Below are 20,940 nucleotides of genomic sequence, written 5' to 3'. Positions count from 1 at the left end.
GCTCTACCGTATACGGTCGGCATATGCCACTCCTGGACACCATCAAGTCCCTCCTCGGCCTCGGCGACGGGTCCGACCGACGCTCTCGCGGGCGCGGCGGGACCGCGGAGCCGGGCGAGGAGGCGGGACCGAGAGCGCCGCCGCCGATGAGCGGCCGGGACGACGAAGAACCGACCGACGGCGAGGCGGCCGACGCGACACCCGACTCGGCGGGCGCCGAACCCGAGGACGGCGACGGGTCGGATGCCGCCGAGGAGTCGACGGACGGGCGGCCGTCAGACGACGGGGCGGGCGCCGACGAATCGAGCGATTCGACGAGCGACGACGCGACCGACGCCGCAGCGGCCATCGAGGAGGCCGGAGCCGCGGCCGAGTCCGGAGCGGCCGCCGACACCAGCGCGAGCGCGTCGACGGACACCATGACAGAGGTGCCCGACGAGCGCGAGGCGGCCGAGGCGACGGGGCCGACCGACGCGCAGGCGACGACGACCGAAAAGAGCGACCCGGAGACGACCGCCGACGAGACGGACGTGCCGGACGGTCCGACCGGCGAGGACGACGGCGACGAGCCGGTTGCGGACGACGGCGACGAGGATGGCGAAGCGGCCGACGAGGTCGCCGCGGACCACGACGCCGACAGTGCGGCTGGAGACGACGCCGACGAACCGTCCAGCGACGCCGCCGACGAACCCGTTACGGAGATCAAGGGGATCGGTCCCGCCTACGCCGACCGCCTCGGCGATGCCGGCGTCGAGACCGTCGCCGACCTCGCGGCGGCCGACGCGACGGCGCTCGAAGCGGAGACCGACATCGCGGCCTCCCGCATCGAGGGCTGGATCGGGCGGGCGACCGACCGCTGAGGGACGGCGGACTGACACGGTCCGTTTCTCCGAGGCGGCGCGATGCTCGTCACTTGTCAGCCGGGTTTCGACGTCGGTCGAACCGGCAGGGACCGCAAGAGGATTATTCCGGGAGTGAGACCGGCAGTACATGAGCGAACCGCGGGTCGTGACCACCGAGGCGGACGTCGCCCGCATGGCCGCGGGCGCCGACCAGGGGACGCGACTCCCGGTCGAGGCGCGACTCGAGGTCGACGATCCGTTCGACGCCTATCGCCGCGCTCGCGACGGGCCGGGCGGCGCGTTTCTCGAGACCACGGGCGGTCAGGACGGCTGGGGGTACTTCGGCGTCGATCCGATCGAACGCGTGACCGTGAGCGCGGACGCGTGCCTTCGCCGGAACGAGGAGGATGCCGGGTCGCCGACGCTCGCGGCGCTCGAGGGCGTTCTCGACGGGGAATCGGTGGTCGAGGACCGCTCGCCGAACGCGATCGGGAGCGACGACCAGGAGGACGAACCGGTGCCGTACCCCTGCGGCGCCGTCGGCTGGCTCTCCTACGACGTCGCGAGGGAGCTCGAAGCGCTCCCAGCGAACGCCGTCGACGATCGAGGGTTACCGCGACTCGAACTCGCCGTCTTCGACCGGCTCGTAGCGTGGAGGGCGAGTGGCGACGACGGACCGGTGACGCTTCGGATCACCGCCTGTCCCCGGTTCCAACCGAACGGCGAGGCGGCGAGCACTGACGAATCGGGCCACGCGGTCGGTGACGGTTCGACGGCCGACGGGAGCGTCGATCCGGCGACCGACGCGTTCGAGCGCGGCCGCGAGCGCGCGCTCTCCCTCGCCGACTCGATCCGAACCGGTGCGCCGTTGATCGGCCCGGCGCCCGTCGAGGACGATGCCGCGACGTTCGAGAGCCAGTGCGGGCGGGACGCCTTCGCCGAGCGGGTTCGACGGGTTCAGGAGTACGTCCGGGCCGGCGACACGTTTCAGGCCAACGTCTCCCAGCGCCTCGTCGCGCCCGCGGCGGTCCACCCCGTCGCCGCCTACGACGCGCTCCGCCGCGTGAACCCGGCCCCCTACTCGGCGCTGCTCGAGTATCCATCGACCGACCTGATCAGCGCGAGTCCGGAGCTCCTCCTCGAGCGCGAGGGCGAGTTCGTCCGCACGGAACCGATCGCCGGGACGCGACCGAGGGGCGAGACGGCCGCGGCGGACGACGAGTACGAGGCCGACCTGCGCGGCGACGAGAAGGAACGGGCCGAACACGCGATGCTGGTCGACCTCGAGCGAAACGACCTCGGGAAGGTCTGTCGGTACGGCTCCGTCGAGGTGGCCCAGTACCGCCGCGTCGACCGGTACGCCGCCGTGATGCACCTCGTCTCTGACGTCAGGGGCCGACTCCGCGAGTCGGCGACCGTGGCCGACGCCGTCGCGGCGACGTTCCCCGGCGGGACGATCACCGGCGCGCCGAAGCCGCGGACCATGGCGATCATCGACGAACTGGAGGCCGTCCGACGCGGTCCCTACACGGGAAGCATCGGGATCTTCGGCTTCGACGGACGGGCGACGTGCAACATCGTCATCCGGACGCTCGTGCGCGTCGACGACGCGTTTCACCTGCGCGTCGGCGCCGGAATCGTCCACGACTCGGTGCCCGACCGGGAGTACGACGAGACGCTCGACAAGGCCCGCGGGCTCGTCTCCGCGATCGACGAGGCCCTCGGCCGACGCGGCGAACTCGCGGTCGAAGGCGGCGGCCGGGTCGAACCCGACGGCGGGGAGACGGTCGGGCACGGCGGAGAGACGGCCGACCCCGACGGCGGGGAGACGGTCGGGCGCGGCGGAGAGACGGCCGACCCCGACCGCGGAGGGACGGCCGAACTCGACGGGGGAAGCGATCGTGCCTGACGAGCGTGCGGTTTCGGATCGCGCCCGGACGGCCGACGAGCGAGCGCGGGTGACCGGCGAGCGATCGGACGGGCGTGGCACGCCGATTCGGGTGCTCGTCGTCGACAACTACGACTCGTTCGTCTACAACCTCGTCCAGTACGTCGGGGAGGTCGCCGACGAGGTCCGCGTCGAGCGAAACGACGAGCTCACGGTTTCCGACGTCCAGGCGTACGAGCCGACGGCGATCGTGCTCTCGCCGGGACCCGGTACGCCGTCGGACGCTGGCATCTCGATCGACCTCTTCGCGGAGACGACGTATCCCATCCTCGGGGTCTGTCTGGGCCACCAGGCGCTGTGTGCCGCCCACGGCGCGTCGGTCGGACCGGCGCCCGAAGTCGTCCACGGCAAGCCGTCGACGATCACCCACGACGGCAAAGGCATCTTCGCCGGCCTGCCGGACCGGTTTCGCGTCGGGCGCTACCACTCGCTGGCGGTCGAGCGCGACGAGTTGCCCGATCCGCTCGTCGAGACGGCGACGACGACGGACGACCGCGAGACCCTGATGGCCGTCCGCCACCGCGAGCGACCGCACGTCGGCGTGCAGTTTCACCCGGAGAGCATCCTGACGAGTCGCGAACCCGATCCCGAGCGGCGCGACGACGGGGACGACGCCGCACGGACAGGAGACCGGGCGAGCACGGATTCCATCGGAGAGAACGAGGATTCCGCCGTGCGGACGGCGGGGAGCGATCCCGCAACCGTCCGCCGTCGGGCCCGACGGGAAGCCGGGTCGCTCTCGCTCTCGATCGGCAAACGGCTGATCGCGACGTTCTGTGAGATGGCAGTCGAACGGAGGGTGGAGAAATGAACGATTCGAGCGACGGCGAGACGCGCGACACCGCTTCGGGCGGTGACGATGCGACCGACGCCGATTCGAACGACGCCGACCCCATCTACTGGGTCGACGGCGACCTCGTTCCCGCCGGCGAGGCCGTCGTCAGCGTCGACGACCGCGGGTTTCGGTACGGCGACGCGGCGTTCGAGACCATGCGCGCCTACGGCGGGTCGCTCTTCCGGTGGGACGCCCACGCCGACCGCCTCGCGGAAACCTGCGACCTCCTCTCGCTCGATCACGGCCTCGATCGCGAGACGCTCCGTGAACGGATCGACGAGACGCTCGCGGCGAACGGACTCGAGGACGCGTACGTCCGGCTCTCGATCACTCGCGGCGTCCAGCCCGGGACGCTGGCCCCGGACCCCGACGTCGATCCCACGGTCGTCGTCTGGGTCAAGCCGCTCCCGCGCGGCGGCGTCGACGGCGTGCCGGTCTGGGACGGCCCCGCGACCGTCCGGACCGTGGAGCGACCGCGCATCCCCGACGACGCCATCCCCGCCCGGGCGAAGACGCACAACTACCTCGACGGGATCCTCGCGCGGCTCGACGGTCGGACGGACGACGCGGGCGGATCGGGCGATAGCGACCGGATCCGAGATCCCGACGAAGTCCTCCTGTACGACGGGGACGGATACCTAGCGGAGGGGGCGACGAGTAACGTCTTCGTCGTCGCTGACGGCGTGCTCTACACCCCCGCGACCGACGGGCCGGTGTTGCCGGGCGTCACGCGACGGACGGTCCTCGATCTGGCCGACGACCTCGACGTTCCGGTCGAGGTGGGTCGGTACGGGTCGGACCTGCTCGACGCGGCGGACGAACTCTTCCTGACGAACACGACGTGGGAAGTCCGGCCGGTCGACCGGCTCGACGGCCGGACGATAGGGCCCGGCCCGATAACGAGTCGGTTGCGACGCGCGTTCGACGCGACCGTCGAATCGCGCCACTACGGCTGATCGTCGCCCGGCAGCGCACAGCTCTCGAAGTTCGGGATGACGAGATCGCGCTCCTGATCGTACGAGAGGAGGCCCACGTCCACGAGTCGCGGGAGGTGATCGTGATAGATCCCGACGTAGATTTCGGTGACGGTCTCGGGGTCGATCGCCGACAGCGGCCGGCCCCGTTCGGCCACGGCGACCTCGTCTGCCACGTCCGGCAGGGCGAGCGCCTCGCCGTGATCGCGAACGACCGCAAGCGTGAGCCGTCGCCGCCGGTTCGAGAGGACGGCGAGCGCGTCGTCGACGTCGGCCGGGTCGGCCGGGTCGGGAAGCTGCTCGAGAATCGAGAGGGTGAGCTCGGCCGCGTCGGTTTCGTTGGAGGGTGGCGCTGTCATAGGCTGCGACGGGCCAGGGATCGCCGTGCGCGCTCGCGGTCCCGAACCCGGTTCCGTGCCGGACTGACAGTCGGCCCGTTAAAGTGTGTATCGAAAGTGCGCCGGGTGTGCGGAGCGATACCACAGAGAGCCACCGACGCAGGTGCCGACGACCCGGAGCGAGGCGATGACGCTACGGACTGGGGTCGGCCGCTACCGTATCGCGGTCCGACAGAGGCGGCGCTCACTCGATCGTGACGGTTGGTTCGTCGATCCCTTCGTGCTTGCACGAGGGACACCGCGACGGGACGTTGAGGAGGTCGTCGAAGTCGTCGAAGCCGCACTCGCGGCAGGTCGGCGGCGCGACGAGGACGGCCTCGTCCCCCGCATCGAGGCTGCGGGCGACGTGTTCGAGGTGCGAAAGGACCGTCGCCGCGGTCAGGTCGAACTCGCGGGCCAGTTCGGACGGCGTCGCCGCCGTCTCCCGTAACCGCCTGGCAAGCCGCCGTCGGGTCGTTTCGGTTGCCCCGGTCATGCGGCGACGTTCGCGGCCGGGCCATTTCAGGGATGCGGTCAGACCGGTTCGCCGGCCCCGCCCAACGATGAATCGACGGGTCGGGGTCCGGCGACGGGACCTCGGATCACGAATGGAGAAGACACGCTTTTCAGCACCCGTCGCTTAGAGCCGTTCAGATGGACTCCGCGGCGCTGCTCAACCTGCTCGGGAACGAAAATCGCCGGCGGATCCTCCGGTTACTCTCGCGAAAGCCCTGTTACGTCACCGAGATCTCCGAGTACCTCGGCGTCAGCCCGAAAGCCGTCATCGAGCACCTGCAGAAACTCGAAGACGCCGGGCTCGTCGAGAGTCGGACCGACGACCAGCGCCGGAAGTACTTCCACATCGCGCGAAACGTCAGGCTCGAGGTCAACCTCTCGCCGTACGGCTTCGCCAGCAAGAGCGCCTATCCGGCCAGCAACGGACTCGACATGTCGAAGTGTCGGTACCTGACCCTCGACGTCGGCACCGAAGACGAGGAGTCGATCGACGAACTCCTCGGGACGCTCGAGCAACTCGAACGCCTCGAGAACGAACTCTCGCTCGCCCAGCGGTGGGTCCAGGGACGGCTCTGCGAGGTGCTCGATCAGATCTCCGAGTCGGTCGGCACCGGCTCCGAGAGTCGAATCTACGCCGACCTCCTCGCGAGCATCCGATCGGAACCGAAGGGGATCGGCACCATCAGCCAGGACCTCGACGCTCCCAGAGAGGTGGTCGCGGACCTCCTCGAGGCGATGGCCGACCGCGGCCTCGTCCAGCGCACCGAACGCGGCTGGGAGTTGACCGAATCGCGCGCGGAAGTCTGAAGGCGCGGAGCGATCCGGAGCGGGTGCTGTGATCCGAGGGCGGCTCGCGGGAGATTCCGGGACCGGAACCGGCAGTCACTCGGATCGCGTCAGGCCGTCTCGCAGGTCGCGCCCGAAGTAGTAGCCAAGCAGCGCGGCCAGCAGGCCGGCCGTCAGGCCGGCGATCACCAGCCGCGTCCCGACGCCGGCGACGAAGGCGACGGCGAAGTCGAAGATCGCCATGATCGCGCCGATCGACGCACCCGCCGTCGTCACCTCCAGGTACCGACGTTCGGCCGTGAGAGTTCCGACGAGAAAAGCCGCGACGGCGAGGCCGACGAGCGGCCCCGCGATCGGGATCGTCGCGTTGCCGACGAAGTAGCCCGCCCCGAAGACGCCCGCGAGTGCGAGGTACGCCCGCGGCGAGAAGTACGCCGACGGCGAGAGGGTCGAGGGTACTCGAAGCGAGGGGAGCCATCGGCGCGGGTTGAGTCGACTCCGCGAGGCGGAGTCGGCTGCGTCCTGCGTCGGATCCACCGAACCGCGGTCGGGCTCGAACGCCGGCGAGGTGACCGACGAATCGGGTTCGCTCGGCTCCGCCGTCGGCTCGCCGCCCTCGTCGAACCCCGTCTCCGAGAGGAGCCGGTCGGTCTCCTCGAGGAGGTCGTCGGTGGACCCCGGCTCCGAGACGGTCGTTTCGTCCGAGCGATCTGCCATACTCGCCGTTCGGGCGCCGAGGAAATGGGCTTTTTCATGCCGAACGCGCGCCGGCCTCGCAGCAGCCCGGCGGGTCGTCTTCGCCCGGCCGGAGCGTATAGGCACCCCCGCAGCCATTCCGGGACCATGGAGTGGGCCGTCATCCTCTATTTCGCCGGGGTGGGCTACGCGGCCGCGGGGATCGCGGGAGGGCTGGCGCTCTCGATCGAACGGCAGCCCGACCACTCGTCGGTCACCTTCCGCGCGCTCAGGGCGATCGGCGTCGGTATCGGCCTGCTCGCGCTCGGCTTCGCGCTCGTTCTCACCGGCTACGCCCTGCTCGCGCTCGTTTGAGTCTCTCGGAACCGATGCGCCAGTCAGGCCGCTATCGATCCCCCCATCGCCGACCGCCCGTCCGGGCGAAGGGGTGGGTTCAAGTTTCGGGCCGGCCAACCGCGGCGTATGAACCCAGGCGACCGGATCCGCGCCGAGGGGCCGGATCGCACCGTCGAGGGCGTTTACCTGCCCTCGAGTACGCCCGAGCACCTCGTCGTCAAACTCGACGGGGGCTACAACGTGGGCCTCGATCGCGAGTCGAGCACCGTCGAGGTCATCGAACCCGACGTCTACGACGTCGCCGGCGAGGAACCGGCCGACGAGTCGACCTCCGAGATCGCCTACGACGACGACCTGCCGACGATCTCGCTGCTGTCCACCGGCGGGACGATCGCCTCGACCGTCGACTACCGAACCGGCGCCGTCACCGCGCGCTTCGACGCCGAGGACGTCCTGCGAGCCGTCCCGGAACTGGCCGGCCGGGCGAATTACCGCGGACGCGTCGTCTCGAATATCCTCTCGGAAAACATGGAGCCCGCCATCTGGCAAGACCTCGCCCGAGCGGTCGCCGAGGAGATCGAAGCGGGCGCCGACGGCGTCGTGATCATGCACGGCACCGACACCATGCAGTACACCGCGTCGGCGCTCGCGTTCATGCTCGAGACGCCCGTGCCGATCGTCTTCACCGGGTCGCAGCGCTCGGCCGACCGACCCTCCTCGGACAACGTCATGAACGCCGTCTGCGCTGTCGAGGCCGCGAAAGCCGACTGCGCGGAGGTGCTGGTCTGCATGCACGCGACCGAATCCGACGACGTCTGCGCGCTCCACCGCGGGACGCGCGTGCGAAAGAACCACACCTCGCGCCGGGACGCCTTCGAGACCGTCGGCGCCAGCCCGCTCGGCGCGGTCGCCTACGAGACGGAGGACAGCCCGACCGCGACCGTCACGTTCGACGGCGAGTACGTCGAGCGGGGCCACGCCAACCTGTCGGTCGACGCCGCGCTCGAGTCCGACGTCGACCTGCTCAAATTCGCGCCCGGCATGGACCCCGCGTTCCTCGACGTCGCCGAGGGATCGGCGGGACTCGTCATCGAGGGGACCGGCCTCGGTCACGTCCACACGGACCTCGTCCCCCGCATCGAGGCGCTCGTCGACGACGGGACGACCGTCGTCATGACAAGCCAGTGTCTCGAGGGTCGGGTCTGCGATCGCGTCTACGACACCGGCCGCGACCTGCTCGAGGCCGGCGTGATCGAGGCCGGCGACACCCTCCCGGGGACCGCGCTCGTCAAACTCATGTGGGTGCTCGAACGCGAATCCGACGCCGACGCCGTCGCCGCGGCGATGGAGACCTCAGTGGCCGGCGAACTGCAGGACCGGTCGGTGCCCTGGACCTGAGGATGCGGCGTTCTCGCCCGCGATCGAAACGGGGATTCCTCGCGACACCCGATCCGGAGACGAGAACGAACGCGTCCGCCGTCGGACCCAGTACGGCCGGCGAGTACGGACCACCGGCGATCACGGACCGCCGACAGACCGCAGATTCGAACGCGACACCGTTCGGCGGCGACCGAGAGCGACTGATCATCCATCCATGACCCGATCGACAGACATCGAGATCCGACGCGCAACGCACGACGATTACGAGGACGTCGCCGCCTTCACCAGCGAGCTGTGGGCCGATCGGGGCGGCGATTACCTCCACCGCGTCTACCACGACTGGCTGGAAGCCGACGACGAATCGGGCAAACGGACGTTCCTCGCCGCCGTCGGCGACGACGTGGCCGGGATCGTCCAGATCGTCATGCTCTCGCCGGACGAAGCCTGGTTCCAGGGGATGCGCGTCAACCCCGACTACCAGCGCCAGGGGATCAGCCGGCGACTCAACGAGGCCTGCTTCGACTGGGCGGCGGCGCGCGGCGCCACCGTCGGTCGATTGATGACGTTCTCCTGGAACGTCGCCGCGCTGGGCGCCGCCCGCGCCGGCGGCTTCGGTCCCGAAACCGAGTTTCGCTTCGCCCGGCCCGAACCAGATCCGGACGCCGACGGCCCGCACGCGGTCTCTGCGGATCCCGACGCCGCCTGGCGCTTCTGGACGGCCAGCGACGCCCGGACCCACCTCCGCGGCCTCGCGATGGACCCCGAGGAATCGTGGGCGGCACGCGAACTCACCCGCGCGGACCTCGAAACCCTCGCCGACGAGACGGCCGTCTTCGCCGTCGAGGGCGAGGGCGGCGTCTCGGGCATGGCCTACCGAAGCCGCGCGTACGATCGCGAGACCGACGACGGCGAGACGGTCCGCTGGGCGGAGTACGGCGTCGGCGCGTGGGCGGACGTCCCCGCGGCGAAATCGCTACTCGCCGCCGTCGCCCGCGACGCCGCCGCCATCGGCGCCGACGAGACGCGCGTCTTGATCCCCGAGACCGCGCGGGCCGTCAGCGACGCCTCCTACGCCGGCGCCGACCTCTCCGACGAACCCGACTTCGTCCTCGGCATCGACCTCACGAATTTGTAAGCGGACGTTTCCACTCCGAACTTTTTCTCTGCGGGCCGGCTCCGTCGGCCCTCGGAAAAATCTTCAAAAGAGCGCTACGCGCTCTTTTGGACAGGGCGGTTCCACGGAATCGCTTGCAGTCGGCGCTTCGCGCCGACGACCTCGCGGGAGCTTCGCTCCCGCTTAGCTTCGATGCTCTCCTCCCTCCGTTTCAGCCGCGCTTCGCGCGGCTCGTCTCGCGGTTTCACCGTCTGCTCACGGGCGCAAAGCGCCCGTTCGCATGGTACGCGGGACCTGCGGTCCCGCGCGATTCGACTTCCCGCGGCGCATCCGCGCCGCGCTTTCCACATCGGTCGTCGGCCCGCTCGCTCACTTCGCTCACGGGCTTCGCCCGTTCGCATATCGCGGTTCTCACTTCGTTCCGAACCGCGCACCGTTCGCTCGCGGTGGGTGCACTCTACCACTGCTCCCAACACGGCGACAGGCGCGGGACCGACTGCCTCGACACGTCGCTCCGACAGTCGCGTTAGCCCCCGCTAACCGGCGGGAGCAGGGCGAGTTCGTCGTCGGCGTCGAGCGTCGTCGCCAGCCCGTCCCCTCGAGCGTGGACGTCGCCGCCGTTTCGCAGGACCGTGAGTTGCGAGCGCAACTCGCCCCTCTCGTCGAGGACCCGCTCGCGAAGGTCCTCGCGGTCCTCGAGCAGGGCGTCGAGGGCGTCCTCGACCGTCTCACCGGGTTCGACGTCGACCGCGACGTGCCGGTCGCCGGCGCGCTCGGCCAGGTCGGCGAACAGCTTCCACTCCATGCGAGAGCGTATCGGCCGATTCGGGAAGTAGCTACCGCTCCGCGCGGAGCCGTCCGGAGGGAACCGGCCTCGCATTCGGCCGGGACGTCCGTCGAAGGGGTGCAACGTAGTCTCGGTCCGTTTAACTACGCGCCGCTCACAGGGGAGGTATGGAGGCGCCGACCAGATCAAGTGCGGGCGACGACTGGCGACGCCACCTGACGACGCGACTGACGGTGGGACTCGTCCTCGCCGTCTCGCTCCTGTCGGTGCTGACGGCCATCGTCAACATCTCCACCACGACGATCGACGGGCCCTTCGCCGCGTACGTTCCGGCGTACGCGCAGGAGGCGGCGGGGTTCACCGGGGCGCTGACCGGCTTTTTGATGGTCGGAAGCGCCCTGGCGCTCCGTCGAGGGCTGCGCGCCGGCTGGTGGGCGACGCTGTTGTTGCTCCCCCTCACGGCCGCCCAGGGCGTCCTCCAGGCGAGCCGCTACTCGACGCCCCTGATCGCCCTCTCGCTGCTCGCCATGCCGGTGCTGGTGCTCAGCCGCCGTCGCTTCGACGGACGGCTCTCCCTCTCCACGACGCAGATCGCGGCCGGAGCGGCGCTCGCAGCCGTCCAGCTCTACGGGACGATCGGCGCGTACCACCTCCGCGAGGAGTTCGACGGCGTGAACTCGCTGCTCGACGCGTTCTACTTCACGTTGATCACCTCGAGCACCGTCGGCTACGGCGACATCACGCCGAACGGGGGCTCGCCCAGAGCGCTGTTGTTCACCATGTCCGTCCTCGTCCTCGGCGTCGCCAGTTTCGGTATCGGCGTCGGCGCGCTCGTCGGGCCGGCGATTCAGGCGCGAATCTCGAAAACACTCGGAAAGATGACCGATTCACAGCTCCAGACGCTCGACAGCCACGTCCTCGTGCTCGGCTACGGGGATCTGACGGAACCGATCATCGACGAACTCGAGGCGGCCGGCCTGGAGTTCGCCGTCGTCTCGCGAGACGAGACGGACACGGCGGAACTCACCGACCGCGGCGTGGCGGTCGTGCAGGCCGACCCGAGCGACGAGCGGCCGCTCGAACGCGTTCAGATCGCTCGTGCGAGCGCGGTCCTCGTCGCGACGAACGACGACGCGGCCGACGCGCTGACGATCCTCACCGCCCGCCAGCTCCGGCCCGACGTCCGCATCGTCGCCGCGGCGACCGACCGCGAGAACCGTCGAAAGCTGATGAACGCGGGCGCCGACGACGTGATCAGCCCCGCGGAGCTCGGCGGTCACCTCCTCGTGAAATCCGCCCTCGACGGCGATTCCACCGGCCTGATCGAGCGACTGCTCGAGGAGTGAGGATCGCGTTCGGTTCGTCGATCGTTCGCCGTCCGTCCGCCAGATCGACCTCGATCGGTCGGGTCCCGCCGATCGACGGGGTCGCGGGTGGAACGTCGCCTCAGCCGTTCGCCGGATCGGGCGCCCCCTCGAGAATCGCGACGCCGCTCGAGGTCCCGATGCGATCGGCCCCGGCGTCGATCATCGCCATCGCCTCGTCGTAGGTCCCGATGCCGCCGCTGGCCTTGACCGGCAGGTGCTCGGCCATCCGCCCGACGTCCTCGACCGTCGCGCCCCCGTCGACGAAGCCCGTGGACGTCTTGACCATCGCGGCGTCGGCCGCGACGGCCGCCTCGCAGGCCCGGTCGAGTTCGGCGTCCGAGAGCAGCGGCGCCTCGACGATCACCTTCACCGGAATCGGCACCGCCGCGACGATCTCGGCCAGTTCCTCGCGAACGGCGTCGGTCTCGCCCGCCCGAAGCCGACCGACGTTACACACCACGTCGAGCTCGTCCGCCCCGGCCCGCCAGGCGCGAACGGCCTCCTCGCACTTCACCGCGGGCGCGTGCTGGCCGTGAGGAAAGCCGACGACGGTCGCGATCGTGAGGTCGGGATTCGCGCCGCGAACCGCCTCGAGGTAACACGGCGGGATGCAGGCGTTCGCGCCGTACCGGTCCGCCTCGGCGCAGCCGTCCATCGCCGCCCGTTCGGTCGTCCCCGGGCCGAGGACGGTGTGATCGATCGACGGCGCGAGTTCGGCGCGGTCCATGCGACGGCCTCGGCGGGCGAGCGCAATAAACGCGATCATCCGTCGGACGGCGCGAGTCGAAGTCGACTCGGCGAGCCCCGGCGCGGTACGGGTCGGAAACGAGACGCGTATCAGAAGGCATCGGCCGGGACGCGGACCGATCGCCATCCGGCCGGGACGCGGGCGGCCAGTCGGCGTCTGACGATCCATCCACGAGGGGCGTCGGTGGACCCAACCGGAACTTGTTTGACGCTGGTATGTCCCTCTAATTCTATGGTGCTGCCGGAGGGATTCGTCATACCGTCGTGGTACTACACCGTCCCGCTAGTCCTCGGGCTGGCGGGGGTGCTCGCCTTGCTGTGGGCGATCGATCCGCCCGTGACCGATCGGACCGTGATCGCCTTCGCCCCGTGGATGATGCTCGGTTCGACGCTCTCTGTCCTCCACAGCGAACCGATCGACGCGTTCCCGGAGACGCTGTCGCCGCTGTTTGGCATTCCGAGCGTCTACGTGACCACGGCTATCGTCGCCGGGTTCGTCTGGATCGTCGCGAACTTCCTGTACGCGGCCGGCCTCTCGCGGTCGATACCGCGAGTCGTCGGCGTCACCGGCACCGGCTTCGTCTCCGTCTTCGCGATGCTCACGATCATGCTCGGCCTCGAGGCCGGCCAGTTCACCCCCTTCTGGTCGGTCATCGCGGTCGTCATCACCGGGATCGTCACGGCCATCGCCTGGCTCGCCATGGGACTCTGGTTCACCGAGGTCGCCGCGGTCACGGGGCTCACCGGCGCGTTCGTCGTCTTCTCGCAGGTCCTCGACGGCGTCTCGACCGCGATCGGGTACGACGTCATCGGCGTCGCGGAGCAGGTCCCCCTCTCCCAGATCGTCCTCGAGACCGCCGAGTCGCTGCCGACTCCCGACGTGATGGGCGCGGGCTGGATGTTCGTCCTGGTGAAGCTCCTGCTCGCGCTGGTCGTGGTCGGGCTGTTCAGCGACCTCGTCCGCGAACGGGAGCGACAGGGGCGACTCGCGCTGGCGTTCGTCGCCGCCGTCGGGCTCGGGCCCGGCTTTCACAACGTCTTGCTCTACACCGTCACTTGAACCGACGGGTGACCGCAACCGGCGGCTGACTGTCACGCACCGAGAGCGGGCGAGGGGGTTTTTACGTTCGCCGTCGTCAGTCGATCAGTATCGGATGGAGCGAGTACTCGTCGCCGGGCACGTAAACTGGGACGTGACCCTGCGAGTCGATCATCTCCCGGTTCCCGACGGGGAGTCGACGATCCACGGCGAACGCACCGGTCCCGGCGGGAGCGCGGCCAACGTGGCCGCGGCACTCTCCCAGCTCGGCGTCGACGTGGCGCTCTACGGCAGCGTCGGCGACGACGCGCCCGGCGATCGAATCGTCGACGCGCTCGAATCGGTGGGCGTCGACTGTACCGGCGTGCACACCGTCGCCGGATGCGAGACGTCGCGGAAGTACCTCATCGTCGACGATGCCGGCGCCGTCTCGGTCCTCGGGAACGATGGGGCGAACGAGGCGCTCGGACCCTCCGCGGTCGACGACGAAGCCGTCCGCCGCGCGGATCACGTCCACCTCACGAGCCAGCGCCCGGAGACGGCCCGGGCCTTCGCGTCGGTCGCGCGCCGGTGGAACCGACCCGTTAGCGTCGACCCCGGTCGTCGACTGGGGGACCGCTCCTACGAGGGAACGATCGAGCGCGCCGACATCCTCTTTCTGAGCGGCCGCGAGGCCGACGCCATCCGCCGGCGCGGGACGGAGGTGCCGGCCGACGGTGAGCGGACGGTCGTCGTCACCGAAGGCGGGGACGGCGCCGTCCAGTACGGACCGGACGGATCGGTCCGCCACGCGGGATTCGACGTCTCGCCGGTGGACACGAGCGGGGCCGGCGACGCGTTCGCGGCCGGGTACCTCGCCGAACGGGCTCGCGCACCGACGCCCCGGGCGCTGCTTCGCTTCGCGAACGCGTGCGGCGCGATCGCCGCGACGACGGACGGAACACAGATCGAACTCTCGCGCGATCGGGTCGCGGCTGTCGGTGGGCAGTTAGACGAACGGACGGACGGCACCGGCGACGAGCGAACGGCCGGTCCCTGCGACCACGGGGCGGGCGACCGATCCGGTGCGCACCGAACGGGTGATACCGACGCGGAGCGACCGGTCGATTTCGACACCGACCGAACGAGCTGTATCGACGACGAGCGGCAGGGTGACGTTTCGTTCGACGGCGGCATCAGGGACCAGCCGCGGTGAGGGCGTTCCGCGATTATTGCGACCACACCCCATATTATTCTCAGCGGTGGATGTCTGACGAAATATCTAAGAGTGACGCCGTTGGGGACTACGGTAGCCCGTCGACCGGCCGGACGCGAACCGCTGCCGTCGGTCGGCGGAACCGAGTCATGAGAGATGCCAGCAACGCGGGTGGGGCCGTCGCGGAGAACGGGCCCAGTGGACGGACGGAGTACCGCCGATCGACCGATGAACCAGTAAGCGTCGCCGTCGCGACCGCACTCGCCCGGTTCGAAGGGACGAGTCCGACCGGGACGGGAGCGAGTCTGTACGAACACGTCGACCCGGACGCGCTCGACGCCCTCTTCGCGGATCGGGCCGACGGAACGAGTCGTCGGCCGGGGACGGTCCGATTCACCACGGCGTCCGCGACGGTCGTGGTCGAACCGGACGTCGTCCGCGTGTTCGAGTGCGGGCGGCATTGACCCGGGTACACACCCCGCAACGTGGGCCTGCGGCCCCATCGAGCGAACCTGCTCCCCGCGAGCGTGGACGGACGGAACGGAAGGGCGACTCTTATACTCCGGGGCGGAAAACGCGATGACGATGACCCAACCCCATCTCCTCCTCGAATCCGGTGCCGTCGCGGACGTCGCGCTCCTGCCCGGCGATCCCGGCCGCGTCGATCGCATCGCGAACCACTGCGACGGCGCGGAGACCGTCGCGGAAAACCGCGAGTACAAAGTCGTCAACGCCGCGTACGAGGGTCGCGAGCTGACGATCTGCTCGACGGGGATCGGCTCGCCCTCCGCGGCGATCGCCGTCGAGGAACTCGCCGCCATCGGCGTCGAGACGTTCGTCCGCGTGGGAACGACCGGAGCGCTGCAGGCCGACCTCGAGATCGGCGACATGATCGTCGCGAACGGCGCCGCCAAGGACGAGGGGACGACCAGGCGCTACGAGAACGTCGAGTACCCCGCCGTCCCCGACTACGACGTCCTCTCGGCGCTCGTCGAAGCGGCCGAGGACAGGGCCGAACCCGTCCACGTCGGTCCCGTCGCCACCGACGACGCCTTCTACGCCGAAACCGACGCGTACGTCGACGACTGGGAGGACGCCGGCCTGCTCGCCGTCGAGATGGAGGCCGCCGCGATCTTCACGCTCGCCCGCCGGAAAGGCCTGCGCGCCGGCGCCATCTGCACCGTCGACGGCAACCTCGTCGAAGGCACGCAGAAGGGAACCGACACCGAGGACGACGAACTCCCCGAGAAGGCCAAGGACAACGTCGCCCGCGCGATCGACATCGCCCTCGGCGCGGCGGCGTCGCTATAGGGCCCGAAAAAGGTCTACTCGTCCGTAATCGACGGCGACGGCGTCCACGATAGCGGAGAACGACCGAACCGACACCGTCGTGACGGCACCGCCGTCCGATCGACGCACGGGCACCTACGACGCGACCGCGGACGAAACACCACGCCAAGGAGCTATCTCGCCGACCCGACCGACGTGCGGTAGCCAGATCGACCCTCGAGCAGGAAATACGCGACCGCCGTGAGGGCAATTACGCCGAGACTGATCGCTTCAACCGAAGCGGGCCCGACGGCCCGATCGCCGGCGAGCGCGATCGCGACGGCAGCGACCAGGACGACCCCGAGTGCGATCACGTAGCGCCAGCGCGATTCGGCGGGAATCAACCCGTCCTCGTGACGGATCGCGAGGTACAGGTGTGCCCCGCCGAAGGCGATCCCGTAAGCGACGGCGGCGAGGGCCACGCCGATCGCACCGTCGTCCCAGACAGTCGCGTACTCACCGATCGCGAGCGTTCCGATGGCGAGCACCGTAGCGGCGAGATGGACGTACGTATCGCGAGAGACCATACGATAACCGAGGAGCTCGCCCTACTAATAATTACTCATCCGTCACGAACGGGGCGAAAACAGCGACGATCCGGGATCTCGCTCGGCCGAGTCGCCCGCTCGCGGTTCGCGGCGGATCACCAACGGGCGGCGCGGTCGGCTACACGACCACCGACAGCGTGTAGAGGTTGACGACGACGGCCGCGCCCCACGGGATCGCGAGCGCGGCGGGCACGATCGGTCGATACGCGGCGTCGACGAACGGGCGACAGGCGATCGCGACGCCGATCGCACCGGCCTTGAGCGTCAGCATGCCGAGGACGCCCCAGCCGTCGATCGCGGACCGGGCGATCGGATTCGACTCGGCGAGGCCGAGTTCGAGGCCGACGAGCGTCGTGGCGACGTCGCCCATCAGCGCCACGGCGACGAGCACCCACAGCAGGCGCTCGGTCTCGGAAGCGTCCGTCAGCGGCGTCCAGTCTACGGCCTGCCGGGTGCGCGTGCTCATGGACGTCACCCCGTCGGAATCGAACCGATCGCCGGGTCCACGGACACCCCGGAGTGGCTCGTCCGACCGGGCAACCGTTCGACGAATAGTTATCCCCGAGGTACGGCCGTTCGTCCGTCTCTAAGCGACGGTTACGGAACGCACAGCTCGCCTCGCCCGGGGGTAGGCGTCGGTTACCGGCGATCGCTCGCTGCCGACGAACGCGCCAGCACTCGCTCGCGGACAGACGGAACCGGGCGCGCCGGCACGGCAGAGGGGATAGTGACCGAGATACCACCGCGGTGCGCACCGGGGAGCAGATGAGAGGGCTCAACCGGTGGTATACCGGTGATCGGACCGCCTGGTTCCGATCCGGCTCCGTCCGTTACAGAATCGTGCCGTGTTTCTTGCTCGGCAGCTCCTTCTCGATGCCCTCGTAGAAGGCGAAGCGATTGGCGAGTTCGGTCCGGAGCTCGCTCGGGGGCACGATCTCGTCGATGACGACTTCGCTCGCCATCCGGTGGATGTCGATGTCCTCGCGGTACTCCTCGCGCAGTTCGGCCTCCATCTCGGCGCGTTCGTCCTCGTCCTCGATCTCGGAGAGCTTGCGCGCGTAGACCGCGTTGATCGCGGCTTCGGGGCCCATGATCGCGATCTCGCCGGAGGGGAGGCCGATGACGCTCTCGGGGTCGTAGGCCGGGCCGCCCATCGCGTAGATGCCCGCGCCGTAGGCCTTGCGCACGACGACCGTCTGCTTGGGCACCGTCGCCGATGACGTGGCGTAGATGAACTTCTTGCCCTTCTCGAGGATGGCGTCCTTCTCGACCTGCGAGCCGGCCATGAACCCGGGCGTGTCACAGAGGTACAGGATCGGCACGTTGAACGCGTCGGACTTCCAGATGAACTCCGCCGCCTTCTCCGCCGCGTCGGGGAAGATCGCGCCCGCGCGGTGGGCCGGCTGGTTGGCGACGATGCCGACCGGCCGGCCGTCGATCCGGGCGTAGGCCGTGATGATCTCTTTCCCGTAGTCGGGTCGGAGTTCGAAGAACGAGCCCTCGTCGACGACCCGGTCGATCAGGTCGACCATGTCGTAGCCGCGGTTGGGTTCCTGCGGGATGATCGAGTCGATGCCGGCCGGCGACTTCGCCGGCGGCCCACCGGCCGTCCGCGGCGGCTGCTCGTCGGAGTTGTTCGGCAGGTACGTGATCAGCTGCGAGACGAGTTCGCGGGCGTGCTCCTCGTCGCGGGCGACGAGGTCGGCGCTGCCCGACTCGCTGGCGTGGACCGACGCGCCGCCGAGGTCCTGCATGCTGATGTCCTCGCCGGTGACCATCTGAACCATCCGGGGCGAGGCGATCGCCATCGCGGACATCCCCTCGACCATGATCGTGAAGTCGGCGAAGACCGGCGTGTAGGCCGCACCGGCGATACAGGGGCCGTAGAGCACGCAGATCTGGGGCACCCGACCCGAGAGCATCGAGTGGTTGTAGTAGTACTTCCCGATCCCCTCGCGGTTCGCGAAGAAGCCCGTCTGCTGGTCGATCCGGCCGCCCGAGGAGTCCATGAGGTACAGCACCGGCTGACCCGTCTTCAGAGCGCGCTGTTGCATCCGGAGGAACTTCTCGACGCCCTTGGCGGCCATCGACCCGCGCTTGACCGTGTAGTCGTTGGCCATGAAGTGGACGTCCCGGTCCTCGAACGTCGCGGCGCCCGTGATCAGGCCGTCCGCCGGCAGCTGGTCGTCGGCGTCGAACTCGGCGAACCGGCCGTCCTCGAAGAGCAGGTCGTTGCCCTCGCCACCGAACCAGAGGTCGATCCGGTCGCGGACGAACAGCTTGTCCTCCTCGGGGAGTTGCTCCTTGTACTTCTCCGGGCCGCCCTCGAGGATCTCGGCGATCTCCTCGCGGAGGCGCTCCTCGCGCTCCGTCGGCCCGAGGTCGTCCGGCGCCGGTGCCGACGGTGCAGAGACGCCATTCCCGGACCCCGCACTGCCTCCGGATCCTGCCCCGTTCGACCCGCGCTCGCGCCCGTCGGTCGGCGCCGCTTCGGCGGCCGGCTCCGTCGCGTCGCCGACGAAGACGGACACCGACCCGCCGACGTGTTCGGCCATGGCGGTGGCGATCGCCGAGGCCTCGGCCTCGGAGGCCGCCGCACCGATTCGAACCTTCATACCATCTCGTGGGAGTGTCCGGCCCATACCCTTTTCCATTCGTCGAAGCGGCGCTGAACGAAGGCGCCGCGTCGACCTGGCGCCGATTCCGACCGATGCCGTCAGACTGCAAGCACAACCACCAATGACCTCACTCGCGTGGAATAGTAGCGCGTCAGTCGACCGGCGACCGTCGACGCGTGAGAGGCAGGGCCATGTCCGGAGCAGCACCGGGGTCGGAAGCTGCGGGTCAGCCGAGCGACCGGCCGGAGAAACGGGGCGACGGTAACGGGCGAATCGATCGCCGAACCGTCCTCGAGAGCGCCGCCAGCGCCGGGTACGCCCTGGGGCTGGCCGGCGTACTCGGGATCGGCCGGGCGCTCGATCCCGCGAGCGGGACGGTCGAGGTGGAGACGGCGCTGGTCAGGCGACCGGACGAGTCGGCGGGCGACGATCCGGGGCGCAGGGCCGCGGTCGAACCGCTGGTCCGAACGGTCCCGGCCGACTGGTACCGACGGGTTCGAACGGCCATGGACGTCCATCGCCAGCTCCTCAGAACGCGCCTCCCCGGCTACCTCAACAGCGCAGTCGTGCCGGGGTCGTACGGGTCGGGGACGGTTCGGCTGTCGATCGGCGTCCGGAACCTGAACGATTGGTCGCTGCCGAGGACCATCGGGACGCTCGCCTCGCGGATCGGGATCGAGTGGGACGGGTCGCTCGACGGAATCAGCATCGAACTCGAAGAACAGGGCGGCGACCGTGACGGAACGACCCCGTCGCTCGATTCGAGCGGACTCGTCCGGACCCCGTACGTCGACCCCGTCCCGGGCGGCGTTCGCTGTTCGATCGGCGACAATTTCGCGACGCTCACTCCCGCGCTGTACGGGACGGACGGTCGGGCGCGGTTCGCGACGGCCCTGCACGCGTTCCCGGAAGACGACGCGACGGGGACCGAACTCGGCCTGCCGAGCGCCGAGAACGTCGTCCGCCGGATCGGCTACGTGGCCGACCCGTTACCCGACGCCGACGTCGCGGTCGTCTCGCCCGTCGGCGCGGCTCGCCCGGGGAGCGTCCTCGGGCGGGACGGAACGATCCCGGTCGTCGGCCAGTACACGCTGTGGGGGCTCGCCGATCTCGTCGCCCGCGGGAAAGCGGTCGAGATGATCGGCGGGACGAGCGGGCACACGAGCGGGCGCGTCCACGGCATCGACGCCTCGACGTGCGTCACGACGGATCGCTGTCGGCGCGGCCAGCTGAAGTGGGGGCGCGAGTCGGACATCGCCGACGGCGACAGCGGTTCGGTGACGATCGACCCGGAGCCCGACGGCGTCTTCGCGAGCGGCGAGGGACGACGTCCCTCGGACAATTCGAGCGGGCGACGCCCGCGAGAAGACGACGGCTCGTCGGACGGCGTCGACGGCGCGCTCGTCGCCTCGGTCAACAGCGCCCGCACCTGGTGGCCCGGCCAGAACCACGTCTGGGGCGTCGCCGCACACACCATCACCGAGCGCCACGGCTATCACTTCTGAT

22 protein-coding genes are annotated in these 20,940 nt (G+C 69.8%); 14 read left to right on the top strand and 8 right to left on the bottom strand.

Annotated elements, in window-relative coordinates; genetic code table 11:
• Positions 1-23 precede the first annotated feature (23 nt).
• The 4 genes from MXA07_RS18165 to MXA07_RS06860 all read left to right on the top strand — a co-directional run bounded on the left by MXA07_RS18165 (position 24) and on the right by MXA07_RS06860 (position 4,581).
• Complete coding sequence (locus tag MXA07_RS18165; protein WP_282102543.1) at positions 24-860, top strand: helix-hairpin-helix domain-containing protein; 837 nt, start codon at positions 24-26, stop codon at positions 858-860.
• A 130-nt stretch (positions 861-990) separates the two neighbouring features.
• On the top strand, positions 991-2,751 hold the full coding sequence (locus MXA07_RS06870; RefSeq protein ID WP_425492199.1) for an anthranilate synthase component I family protein: 1,761 nt from the start codon (positions 991-993) through the stop codon (positions 2,749-2,751).
• Between the two features lie 49 nt (positions 2,752-2,800).
• Positions 2,801-3,601 (top strand): anthranilate synthase component II, encoded by an 801-nt coding sequence (locus MXA07_RS06865; RefSeq protein WP_247731719.1) that lies wholly within the window; start codon positions 2,801-2,803, stop codon positions 3,599-3,601.
• Positions 3,598-4,581: an aminotransferase class IV gene (locus tag MXA07_RS06860; protein ID WP_247731304.1), complete on the top strand. Its 984-nt coding sequence runs from the start codon at positions 3,598-3,600 to the stop codon at positions 4,579-4,581. Before MXA07_RS06865 ends, MXA07_RS06860 begins: the two co-directional genes overlap by 4 nt.
• On the opposite strand, the gene MXA07_RS06855 is transcribed toward MXA07_RS06860, so the two are convergent.
• Both MXA07_RS06855 and MXA07_RS06850 read right to left on the bottom strand, forming a co-directional pair.
• Positions 4,572-4,958, bottom strand: coding sequence for a DUF7344 domain-containing protein (locus tag MXA07_RS06855; protein WP_247731303.1), 387 nt, complete (start codon positions 4,956-4,958; stop codon positions 4,572-4,574). The genes MXA07_RS06860 and MXA07_RS06855 overlap by 10 nt on opposite strands.
• 223 nt (positions 4,959-5,181) lie before the next feature.
• Positions 5,182-5,472 carry a transcriptional regulator gene (locus MXA07_RS06850; protein ID WP_247731302.1) on the bottom strand — a complete coding sequence of 97 codons (291 nt, stop codon included), beginning with the start codon at positions 5,470-5,472 and terminating at the stop codon, positions 5,182-5,184.
• 158 nt (positions 5,473-5,630) lie between these two features.
• Here MXA07_RS06850 and MXA07_RS06845 point away from each other — a divergent pair, with 158 nt between their 5' ends.
• Positions 5,631-6,299 (top strand): metalloregulator ArsR/SmtB family transcription factor, encoded by a 669-nt coding sequence (locus MXA07_RS06845; RefSeq protein ID WP_247731301.1) that lies wholly within the window; start codon positions 5,631-5,633, stop codon positions 6,297-6,299.
• A gap of 75 nt (positions 6,300-6,374) precedes the next feature.
• Here MXA07_RS06845 and MXA07_RS06840 read toward each other — a convergent pair whose 3' ends face one another.
• Positions 6,375-6,995 (bottom strand): DUF456 domain-containing protein, encoded by a 621-nt coding sequence (locus MXA07_RS06840; protein ID WP_247731300.1) that lies wholly within the window; start codon positions 6,993-6,995, stop codon positions 6,375-6,377.
• Positions 6,996-7,121: 126 nt separating this feature from the next.
• Here MXA07_RS06840 and MXA07_RS06835 point away from each other — a divergent pair, with 126 nt between their 5' ends.
• From MXA07_RS06835 to MXA07_RS06825, 3 genes are all read left to right on the top strand, one after another.
• Positions 7,122-7,328 carry a hypothetical protein gene (locus MXA07_RS06835; RefSeq protein WP_247731299.1) on the top strand — a complete coding sequence of 69 codons (207 nt, stop codon included), beginning with the start codon at positions 7,122-7,124 and terminating at the stop codon, positions 7,326-7,328.
• A 108-nt stretch (positions 7,329-7,436) separates the two neighbouring features.
• Complete coding sequence (gene gatD / locus MXA07_RS06830) at positions 7,437-8,708, top strand: Glu-tRNA(Gln) amidotransferase subunit GatD (RefSeq protein WP_247731298.1); 1,272 nt, start codon at positions 7,437-7,439, stop codon at positions 8,706-8,708.
• Positions 8,709-8,904: 196 nt separating this feature from the next.
• The gene (locus tag MXA07_RS06825; protein ID WP_247731297.1) at positions 8,905-9,825 is read left to right on the top strand and encodes a GNAT family N-acetyltransferase; all 921 of its coding nucleotides are present in this window, start codon (positions 8,905-8,907) and stop codon (positions 9,823-9,825) included.
• Positions 9,826-10,330: 505 nt separating this feature from the next.
• Here MXA07_RS06825 and MXA07_RS06820 read toward each other — a convergent pair.
• Positions 10,331-10,609 (bottom strand): ubiquitin-like small modifier protein 1, encoded by a 279-nt coding sequence (locus MXA07_RS06820; RefSeq protein ID WP_247731296.1) that lies wholly within the window; start codon positions 10,607-10,609, stop codon positions 10,331-10,333.
• 149 nt (positions 10,610-10,758) lie between these two features.
• Between MXA07_RS06820 and MXA07_RS06815 the strand changes: the two genes are divergently transcribed.
• Positions 10,759-11,937, top strand: a complete 1,179-nt coding sequence (locus MXA07_RS06815) for an NAD-binding protein (RefSeq protein WP_247731295.1) — start codon at positions 10,759-10,761, stop codon at positions 11,935-11,937.
• A gap of 100 nt (positions 11,938-12,037) precedes the next feature.
• Here MXA07_RS06815 and deoC read toward each other — a convergent pair whose 3' ends face one another.
• Positions 12,038-12,685, bottom strand: a complete 648-nt coding sequence (gene deoC / locus MXA07_RS06810) for a deoxyribose-phosphate aldolase (protein WP_247731294.1) — start codon at positions 12,683-12,685, stop codon at positions 12,038-12,040.
• Positions 12,686-12,937: 252 nt separating this feature from the next.
• Between deoC and MXA07_RS06805 the strand changes: the two genes are divergently transcribed.
• The 4 genes from MXA07_RS06805 (at position 12,938) to MXA07_RS06790 (ending at position 16,250) form a co-directional block, all read left to right on the top strand.
• On the top strand, positions 12,938-13,765 hold the full coding sequence (locus MXA07_RS06805) for a DUF63 family protein (protein ID WP_247731293.1): 828 nt from the start codon (positions 12,938-12,940) through the stop codon (positions 13,763-13,765).
• 94 nt (positions 13,766-13,859) lie between these two features.
• Positions 13,860-14,939 (top strand): ATP-dependent ribose-1-phosphate kinase, encoded by a 1,080-nt coding sequence (locus MXA07_RS06800; RefSeq protein WP_343217260.1) that lies wholly within the window; start codon positions 13,860-13,862, stop codon positions 14,937-14,939.
• Positions 14,940-15,088: 149 nt separating this feature from the next.
• Positions 15,089-15,403: a HalOD1 output domain-containing protein gene (locus tag MXA07_RS06795; protein ID WP_247731292.1), complete on the top strand. Its 315-nt coding sequence runs from the start codon at positions 15,089-15,091 to the stop codon at positions 15,401-15,403.
• Between the two features lie 121 nt (positions 15,404-15,524).
• Positions 15,525-16,250 carry a guanosine phosphorylase gene (locus MXA07_RS06790; RefSeq protein ID WP_247731291.1) on the top strand — a complete coding sequence of 242 codons (726 nt, stop codon included), beginning with the start codon at positions 15,525-15,527 and terminating at the stop codon, positions 16,248-16,250.
• 152 nt (positions 16,251-16,402) lie between these two features.
• Here the strand turns inward: MXA07_RS06790 and MXA07_RS06785 are convergent, their stop codons facing one another.
• The 3 genes from MXA07_RS06785 to MXA07_RS06775 all read right to left on the bottom strand — a co-directional run bounded on the left by MXA07_RS06785 (position 16,403) and on the right by MXA07_RS06775 (position 19,431).
• Entirely contained in the window at positions 16,403-16,795 is a 393-nt protein-coding gene (locus tag MXA07_RS06785; RefSeq protein ID WP_247731290.1) for a hypothetical protein, read from the bottom strand.
• Positions 16,796-16,934: 139 nt separating this feature from the next.
• Positions 16,935-17,282 carry a DUF5658 family protein gene (locus MXA07_RS06780; RefSeq protein ID WP_247731289.1) on the bottom strand — a complete coding sequence of 116 codons (348 nt, stop codon included), beginning with the start codon at positions 17,280-17,282 and terminating at the stop codon, positions 16,935-16,937.
• Positions 17,283-17,646: 364 nt separating this feature from the next.
• Positions 17,647-19,431, bottom strand: coding sequence for an acyl-CoA carboxylase subunit beta (locus MXA07_RS06775; RefSeq protein ID WP_247731288.1), 1,785 nt, complete (start codon positions 19,429-19,431; stop codon positions 17,647-17,649).
• Between the two features lie 194 nt (positions 19,432-19,625).
• Between MXA07_RS06775 and MXA07_RS06770 the strand changes: the two genes are divergently transcribed.
• Positions 19,626-20,939 (top strand): hypothetical protein, encoded by a 1,314-nt coding sequence (locus MXA07_RS06770; protein WP_247731287.1) that lies wholly within the window; start codon positions 19,626-19,628, stop codon positions 20,937-20,939.
• The last annotated feature ends 1 nt before the right edge of the window (position 20,940 follow it).

It is taken from the genome of Halovivax limisalsi, from assembly GCF_023093535.1.
GTDB lineage: Archaea > Halobacteriota > Halobacteria > Halobacteriales > Natrialbaceae > Halovivax > Halovivax limisalsi.
This window is presented reverse-complemented; position numbering and strand designations above follow the sequence as displayed.

Coding starts and splice junctions, on each gene's coding strand:
- MXA07_RS06815 (WP_247731295.1), top strand. CDS start 10,759: ATGGAGGCGCCGACCAGATCAAGTGCGGGCGACGACTGGCGACGCCAC.
- MXA07_RS06845 (WP_247731301.1), top strand. CDS start 5,631: ATGGACTCCGCGGCGCTGCTCAACCTGCTCGGGAACGAAAATCGCCGG.
- MXA07_RS06795 (WP_247731292.1), top strand. CDS start 15,089: ATGAGAGATGCCAGCAACGCGGGTGGGGCCGTCGCGGAGAACGGGCCC.
- MXA07_RS06870 (WP_425492199.1), top strand. CDS start 991: ATGAGCGAACCGCGGGTCGTGACCACCGAGGCGGACGTCGCCCGCATG.
- gatD (WP_247731298.1), top strand. CDS start 7,437: ATGAACCCAGGCGACCGGATCCGCGCCGAGGGGCCGGATCGCACCGTC.
- MXA07_RS06780 (WP_247731289.1), bottom strand. CDS start 17,282: ATGAGCACGCGCACCCGGCAGGCCGTAGACTGGACGCCGCTGACGGAC.
- MXA07_RS18165 (WP_282102543.1), top strand. CDS start 24: ATGCCACTCCTGGACACCATCAAGTCCCTCCTCGGCCTCGGCGACGGG.
- MXA07_RS06790 (WP_247731291.1), top strand. CDS start 15,525: ATGACCCAACCCCATCTCCTCCTCGAATCCGGTGCCGTCGCGGACGTC.
- MXA07_RS06805 (WP_247731293.1), top strand. CDS start 12,938: ATGGTGCTGCCGGAGGGATTCGTCATACCGTCGTGGTACTACACCGTC.
- MXA07_RS06835 (WP_247731299.1), top strand. CDS start 7,122: ATGGAGTGGGCCGTCATCCTCTATTTCGCCGGGGTGGGCTACGCGGCC.
- MXA07_RS06855 (WP_247731303.1), bottom strand. CDS start 4,958: ATGACAGCGCCACCCTCCAACGAAACCGACGCGGCCGAGCTCACCCTC.
- MXA07_RS06840 (WP_247731300.1), bottom strand. CDS start 6,995: ATGGCAGATCGCTCGGACGAAACGACCGTCTCGGAGCCGGGGTCCACC.
- MXA07_RS06820 (WP_247731296.1), bottom strand. CDS start 10,609: ATGGAGTGGAAGCTGTTCGCCGACCTGGCCGAGCGCGCCGGCGACCGG.
- MXA07_RS06860 (WP_247731304.1), top strand. CDS start 3,598: ATGAACGATTCGAGCGACGGCGAGACGCGCGACACCGCTTCGGGCGGT.
- MXA07_RS06800 (WP_343217260.1), top strand. CDS start 13,860: ATGGAGCGAGTACTCGTCGCCGGGCACGTAAACTGGGACGTGACCCTG.
- MXA07_RS06785 (WP_247731290.1), bottom strand. CDS start 16,795: ATGGTCTCTCGCGATACGTACGTCCATCTCGCCGCTACGGTGCTCGCC.
- MXA07_RS06775 (WP_247731288.1), bottom strand. CDS start 19,431: ATGAAGGTTCGAATCGGTGCGGCGGCCTCCGAGGCCGAGGCCTCGGCG.
- deoC (WP_247731294.1), bottom strand. CDS start 12,685: ATGGACCGCGCCGAACTCGCGCCGTCGATCGATCACACCGTCCTCGGC.
- MXA07_RS06825 (WP_247731297.1), top strand. CDS start 8,905: ATGACCCGATCGACAGACATCGAGATCCGACGCGCAACGCACGACGAT.
- MXA07_RS06770 (WP_247731287.1), top strand. CDS start 19,626: ATGTCCGGAGCAGCACCGGGGTCGGAAGCTGCGGGTCAGCCGAGCGAC.
- MXA07_RS06850 (WP_247731302.1), bottom strand. CDS start 5,472: ATGACCGGGGCAACCGAAACGACCCGACGGCGGCTTGCCAGGCGGTTA.